This is a genomic window from Bacteroidales bacterium, assembly GCA_023229505.1.
In the GTDB taxonomy this organism is placed as follows: Bacteria; Bacteroidota; Bacteroidia; order Bacteroidales; family JAGOPY01; genus JAGOPY01.
The window spans coordinates 63,628-70,926 of record JALNZD010000019.1 but is presented as its reverse complement, the minus strand read 5'-3'; the positions used below and the strand labels follow the sequence as shown (position 1 = coordinate 70,926).

4 protein-coding genes are annotated in these 7,299 nt (G+C 43.7%); all 4 read left to right on the top strand.

Going from position 1 to position 7,299, the window contains the following annotated elements; translation table 11 throughout:
* Window positions 1-2,152 (top strand): SBBP repeat-containing protein (locus M0Q51_08675; GenBank protein MCK9400048.1); only part of this gene is annotated, 2,152 nt, incomplete at its 5' end.
* A gap of 519 nt (window positions 2,153-2,671) precedes the next feature.
* Entirely contained in the window at window positions 2,672-4,111 is a 1,440-nt protein-coding gene (locus M0Q51_08670; protein ID MCK9400047.1) for an exo-alpha-sialidase, read from the top strand.
* Window positions 4,112-4,157: 46 nt separating this feature from the next.
* The gene (locus M0Q51_08665; GenBank protein MCK9400046.1) at window positions 4,158-5,612 is read left to right on the top strand and encodes an exo-alpha-sialidase; all 1,455 of its coding nucleotides are present in this window, start codon (window positions 4,158-4,160) and stop codon (window positions 5,610-5,612) included.
* A 213-nt stretch (window positions 5,613-5,825) separates the two neighbouring features.
* On the top strand, window positions 5,826-7,295 hold the full coding sequence (locus tag M0Q51_08660; GenBank protein ID MCK9400045.1) for a hypothetical protein: 1,470 nt from the start codon (window positions 5,826-5,828) through the stop codon (window positions 7,293-7,295).
* The last annotated feature ends 4 nt before the right edge of the window (window positions 7,296-7,299 follow it).

The window sequence follows — 7,299 nt, the reverse complement described above, 5'->3', positions numbered from 1 at the left end:
GTTTAACCTCACATCTAACGGTTGGGATGATATTTTCATACAAAAACTTGATGTTAATGGAAACTTGCTCTGGGCGGCCAGTATGGGCGATATACATAGTGACAGGGGCTCAGAAGTTGTCATTGGTGCTGATGGGAATATTTACATGACCGGCTACTTCTGGGGTACAATTGACGCCGATCCCGGGGACGGAGAATATTTTCTAACACAGAACAGGTTGACTACCATGGTCCTTAAAATCGAGCCGGATGGAGACCTGATATGGGCTAAGCAAATGGGTTCAGGCGATGTGGGCCATGCATACGGCTTCTCCATTGCAGTGGATAGCAGCCAGAATGTGATCACGTCAGGTTACTTTTATGGAAGAGTCGATTTTGACCCGGGTCTTGGCACTTATAATTTGACTTGCACTAGTTATGATGTATTTATTCAGAAACTGGATGCAAACGGCAATTTTATCTGGGCAAAACAAATAATCGGCACAGAAACCAAAATTGCTTATTCCATGGCAACCGATGTCAGCGGAAATATTTACGCCAGTGGTTATTTCAAGGGCACCGTTGATTTTAACCCTGATAAAAGATTAAAATATAATCTGACATCTTACGGAGATTATGATGCCTTTGTATTGAAGCTGGCCGGAAATGGGGACTTCATCTGGGCAAAACAAATCGGCGGATCTGAACAGGATCTCAGTTATTCAATAGCACTTGATCCTTCAGGATACCTATATGCTACGGGACATTTTTATGGTACGGTTGATTTTAATCCGGGGACAGGAACCTATACTATGACCTCTTTCGGGGGGAATGATGCATATGTGCTCAAACTTGACCTCTCAGGAAACTTCGTTTGGGCTGAACAAATTGGAGGAGCATCATATGATAGTGCCGGAGACATTATTATTGACGGGGAAGGAAATTTCTATGTTTCCGGTTACTTCTATTCTACAACTGATTTTGATCCCGGTGCAGACACATGCTATTTAACGGCTAATGGCCATGATGACAGCTTTGTCTTCAAGTCAGATACCGACGGAAATCTCTTATGGGTGACCCAAACCGGAGGCCCAGGCTGGGATTATAGCATGTCACTGGCATTGGACGCCTCAGGCAATATATTTAATGTTGGGAGTTTTGAGGAAACTGCAGATTTTAATCCAACAGGAAATGGCTTTATGGAAATGACCAATTTGGGTGTACGGGATATGTTCGTTCAGAAGTTGAATCCTTCAGGTGGAGATAATTGTCCTGTTCCTGACGGCCTTGCTGCAACAAATATTACTGAATCGTCGGCAGATCTGAACTGGAATGCGGTTACTGATACATCGGGTTATTATGTCCGTTACCGGGAAATTGCTACCGAATGGATTGATTCAGAAATAGTAAATGGAACAAATCTGACAATCAGCGGCCTGGCTCCTATTACGGCCTATGAGTTCCAGGTAAGAACCGGTTGCTTCAGCAATTACTCGTATTCTTACGAATTTTTGACTCCGGGTGGATGTCCTGATAATTATGAGCCGAATGGAAGCATGGCAACAGCGTCGCCAATACCAGTAAATACGTATATCACAGCACTTATTGGATCAAATGGCGATAATGACTGGTTTTCTTTTAGTACGACCAATATTGCCAAAAACATTAACATCACACTTACCGACCTGCCTGCGGATTATAATATTAGATTGTACAAATCCAGTGGGATACTGATCGGCAGCTCATCGAGCACAGGTACAACGCCAGAATCCATCATATATAACACTACTAAAAGCGGAACATATTACATCTGGGTCGGTGGCTTAACAAGTGATACTTATGATCCAGTTAACTGCTACACCCTGAAGGCTTCAATTTCTTCTTCAAGTTACAGATCCACTGAAGCAGATATAAATGATTCTGACGTCACCGAAGAATTAACTGTTTACCCGAACCCATCCAATTCAACTTTCAACTTCAGGTTGCAGACAGCAAGCAAAGAATTGGTAACCCTCCAGTTATTTGATATATCAGGCAGATTGGTGCAGGAATATCAATCATTATCACCAGATGAAATTATAACAGCCGGTGATAACCTGGAAAACGGGGTATACGTTGCCGTAATAACCCAGGGAACACTCCAAAAGTTCGTTAAGATAGCCAAAGTCGAATAATTATAATCAATTCAGAAAGCAAGGGTTGATCTGAAAGGATCAGCCTTTGCTGTTTATCACGTTTTTTTAAATACAAGCAGCAAAGGCAACAGATGTTTTCGTATCTTCAAGCCTTTAATTGCCAGGTAATTTAAGAGTAAAGATTTAAAATTCATATCATGAAAATATTTCCTCAATTCCATGCCAGCTGGATATTTCCGATCTCAGGAACGGATTGTATATTTTGCACATTATAAATGAAGAAGGGAAATCTGGCTCGGCGAAGTTTCTGAAAATTGCAGAGTAATCGGTTAACCGTAGTTGTAGGGTTAACCGTAGTTGTAGGGTTAACCGGCCGGTTAACCCTACAGGTGATCCTACTGCCAACTGTCCAATTGCCAACTGTTCAACTGCCGTTCCCCCTCCTTCAACCACCTTTCATTCAATAAACTGCACCGTTCGCTCATTAGACTTGTTTCTGCTTAATAAAATACCTACCTTTAAAGGGTTTATTTTCAAGTTAACCAAACCTTACCTTTTATGAAAAAGCTATTTTTATTCGCTTTAGCCCTTTTTGCAGCGCAATTATCCCAGGCTCAGTGGGAACCAGATTTTAGGCTGACGAGCGATACGAACGCTTCTACATTATGCTGGTCTACCCAGCATGCCATCGCTGTCTGTGGAGATACTATCCATGTTGTGTGGAATGATGAATGCAATAGCCATCCTGAAGTCTATTATAAACGCTCCCTTGATGGAGGATTGACCTGGGAAAGCGATGTGAGGCTGACAAACCAGGCAGACATAGTGATGTACCCTTCAGTAGCAGCCAGTCGGTCCATTGTCCAGGTTGCCTGGATGGTTGGCACTAACGTCGGCCCCCCATGGTATATCGAATTATTTTACATCCGCTCCCCGGACGGAGGCAGTTCATGGGGGAAAATAACTCAAATGACATACAATTTCGGTGAGACCTATATGCCTTGCATGGCAGTTTCCGATTCAGTTACGCACCTGGTTTACGACGATTATCACTTCAATTGGGGTGAGATCATGTACAAGCGCTCGACAGACATGGGATTGACCTGGGAATCCGATGTGAGGCTGACAGTTGATCCGGCATGGTCTGTTACTCCGTCAGTGTGTGCGGTGGATTCGATAGTACATGTTGCCTGGCGGGATGAGCGTGATAATGACAAGCTCGAAATCTATTACAAGCGGTCCACGGACTGGGGAATAACCTGGGGCGAAGATACGAGGCTCTCTTTTGATAGCCTGGTCTCAACCAGGCCTTCGATTGCCGCCTCGGGTTCCAATGTTTACCTGGTCTGGCAGGATCATCGTGACCAGAATGCGGAGATCTATTTCATGAAATCAACGGACAATGGCCTGACCTGGGGAGAAAACATTCGCCTGACGAATGATCCGAATCAATCCTGGTTTCCAAATTTAGCTGTTTCAGAAGATCATTTGTTCGTTTTTTGGGAAGAAACCCGCGATGGAAACCGTGAGATCTATTATAAATGCTCATATGATAGCGGCGATACCTGGGGGCCTGATACCAGGCTGACTGAAGATGCGGCGGGATCTTACAGGCCTTTTATAGCTGTTTCAGGTTCGCAGCTGAACGTGATGTGGTATGATTCCCGGGATGGAAACTATGAAATCTACTATAAGCGGGACCCGACAGGAAACCTGGTGGTCGGAATTGATGACATGGCAATTGTCAAGAGTGAAAAATGCATCACGGTTTTTCCGAACCCTGCAAGGCGGCAGTTGACAGTCGGCAGTCGGCAGTTGGCAGTCAGAATAACGATTGTTGATTTATATGGGCGTGAAATGAAAGAATTCGGCGACATTTCATCATTCCCTTACCAGGCTGATATTTCCGAACTCCGACCAGGGATTTATTTACTGAAAGTTTATAATAAGAAAGGCATAATAGGTATTGTAAAGTTCACAAAAAGCTCAGCTCCGTAATAAATGCCAGCATGGTACATAAATCTATCAATTAAATCCAGCATCCATGAAAAAGTTATTCATTTTCCTCGTTTCCTGCTTTATATCACAATACTGCTTCGCCCAGTGGGAAGCTGATTTCAGGCTTACGGACGATCCCTTCACCTCCACAAACTACAGCAAGCGTGGCCTGGCATCTTCCGGTGATACGGTGCACATGGTCTGGTCTGATGACCGTGACGGGAACTATGAGATATACTATAAACGGTCTGTTGACGGGGAGCAAACCTGGGGAAATGATGTCCGACTCACCAACAGGCCATTTAATTCTCAAAATGCTGCCATAACTGTTTCCGGATCAACAGTGCATGTTGTATGGAATGATGATGGTGATTTAAACTATGAAATCTATTATAAATGTTCTGAAGATGGTGGCGATAGCTGGGGAGAAGATTTCAGGCTGACCGATACTCCAGGACTTACCCAGGGGCCTTCCATAACTTCTTCAGGATCGAATATATATTTAGTATATTATGATGAAAGCGAGGGGTGGTGGGAAATATTCTTCCAACGCTCTACTGATGGTGGCCTGACCTGGGAACCTGCCATCCGTCTCACTGAAGATCAGGCGGTATCGGGCAATCCTTCTGTATGTGCTGTGGGACCAATTGTGCATGTCGTGTGGAATGATAACCGGGACATGAACAAGGAAATTTATTATTCGCGCTCAGAGGATGAGGGGGAGACATGGGACGAAGAAACCAGGCTTACAATTGCTGATTACGATTCCTGGGTACCTGATATAGCAGCTTACGAATCAGATGTCTATATTGTCTGGGTGGACGGCCGGGATTGGGATTTTGGGTATTATTTCACCGAGATCTATTTTAAGCATTCTTCAGATGGAGGATTAACATGGGGAGAAGATACCCGCCTGACCAATTACGCCGGTAATTCAGAATTTCCAAACTTAGCGGTATGTGGTGATGGAATATTTATTGTCTGGCAGGATAATCGTATTGGAAATCTTCTTGAAATATATTACAAATATTCTTTTGATGGAGGAGATTCCTGGGAACCAGATACACGGCTTACTTATGACCCTGCAGATTCCTTTTATCCTTTCGTTTCGGTGTCCGGCACCCAGGTAAACGTGACCTGGACTGATTTCCGTGACGGCAACTATGAAATCTATTACAAGCGTGATCCAACCGGGAATTTGAATGTTGGAATAGAAGAGGTGTTGATGAATAGTTCGGCAGGTCCGATATATGTTTACCCGAATCCGGCAAGTCGGCAGTTAACAGTCAGCAGTCAGCAGTCAGCAGTCAGCGGTCAGCGGTCGGCGGTCAGATTATCGATAGTTGATTTATATGGACGTGAAATAAAAGAATTTGAATATATTTCCTCATTTCCTTACCGGATAGATATTTCCGATCTCTGGGATGGGTTGTATATTTTGCGGGTTGAGAGTGAAGAAGGAAAATCAGGCTCGGCGAAGTTTTTGAAAATTGATGAGTGATCGGTTAACCGTAGTTGTAGGGTTAACCGGCCGGTTAACCCTACAGGTGATCCTACTGCCAACTGTCCAATTGCCAAATGTTCAACTGCCGCTCCCCCTCCCTCAACCACCTTTCATTCAATAAACTGCACCGTTCGCTCAATGAGCTTGACTTTACCACGAAAAACCCTTATATTTACTACTCTGTGATTAATTAACCAAATCCCAACTCCAATGAAAAGACTACTCTTAATTTTTGCTTTTTTGCTGACGGTATGCTTTGCCCAAGCTCAGTGGGAAGATGATGTCAGGCTCTCTGAAACCAGCGACACATCGTTTCTTTATTTTGGCAAAAGTCATTGTATCGCAACTAACGGAGATACCGTACATGTCGTCTGGTATGAAAAAACGGAAAATAACTGGGAGATTTTTTACAAGCGTTCTACCGACAGTGGATATAATTGGGATGGGGAAATCCGGCTAACATACACTGAGGAGTTTTCACAGTATCCGTCGGTTTCGGTTTACGGATCGTTAGTGTATGTCATCTGGGAGGAATTTATTGATGGAAACTGGGAGATTTGTTTTATCCGGTCGATGAACGGAGGTGAAGATTGGGGTGAAATTATAAGGTTAACCGAAGACCAGCAGATCTCTTACTGGTCCGCGATTGCTTCCAATGGCTCTTATGTTCATGTTGCCTGGGTTAGTAAGGATATGGACGAGCAGACCTGGAAGATATTATATAAATACTCAACCGATGCAGGACTAAACTGGAGTGATGAAACCTGGCTATCACCAAATTCACCCGATGCGTACAATGTCTCTCTATCCGTTTCTCAAACGGATGTGTATGTTGCATGGAATGATAATCGTGACTGGAACCTTGAGATATATTACAGGAAATCCTCTGATAATGGTACGACCTGGGAACCTGAAACTCGGTTGACCTATGATCAAAGTCTTTCCCGATTTCCATGTATATCCGCTTCAGGATCAAATGTGGATATAGTATGGGAAGATTACAGAAGCACCTTCAACGACATTTATTTTAAGTGTTCAATTGATGGAGGTGAAAACTGGGGGGAAGATATCCAGGTAACGAATAATCCAGCTGGTTCTTTTTTCCCTAATCTGGTCTTTTCAAACTCGGTCTTGCATATAGTCTGGCAGGATACACGCGGTGGAGTCAATGACATATATTATAATTGGTCTTTAGATGGTGGAGCAACATGGGCGGGAGAGATGCAGTTAAACAATTTCTCCTTTTCATCAGAACGACCATTTATTGCTGTTTCCGGCCCGGTTTTACATGTAATCTGGCAAGATTACCGGGACTTTAACTATGAAATTTACTACAAGCAGAACTCTACAGGAGGATTGGTTGGAATAGAAGACGAGCCGTTGAGCACTTCAGGAGGACTTATAAGTGTTTACCCCAATCCTGCCAGCCGGCTGTTGACGGTTGACAGTCGGCAGTCAGCAGTCAGCGGTCGGCGGTCGGCGGTCTGCGGTCGGCGGTCGGCGGTCAGATTATCGATTGCTGATTTGTATGGACGGGAAATAAAAGAATTCGTAAACATTTCCTTATTCCCTTACCAGATAGACATTTCCGATCTAACGAATGGGGTTTTTATTTTGAAGATGAATGATGATTCTGGAAATGTTGGGTCAGTGAAGTTCCTGAAAATCAGCGATAAATAATCTG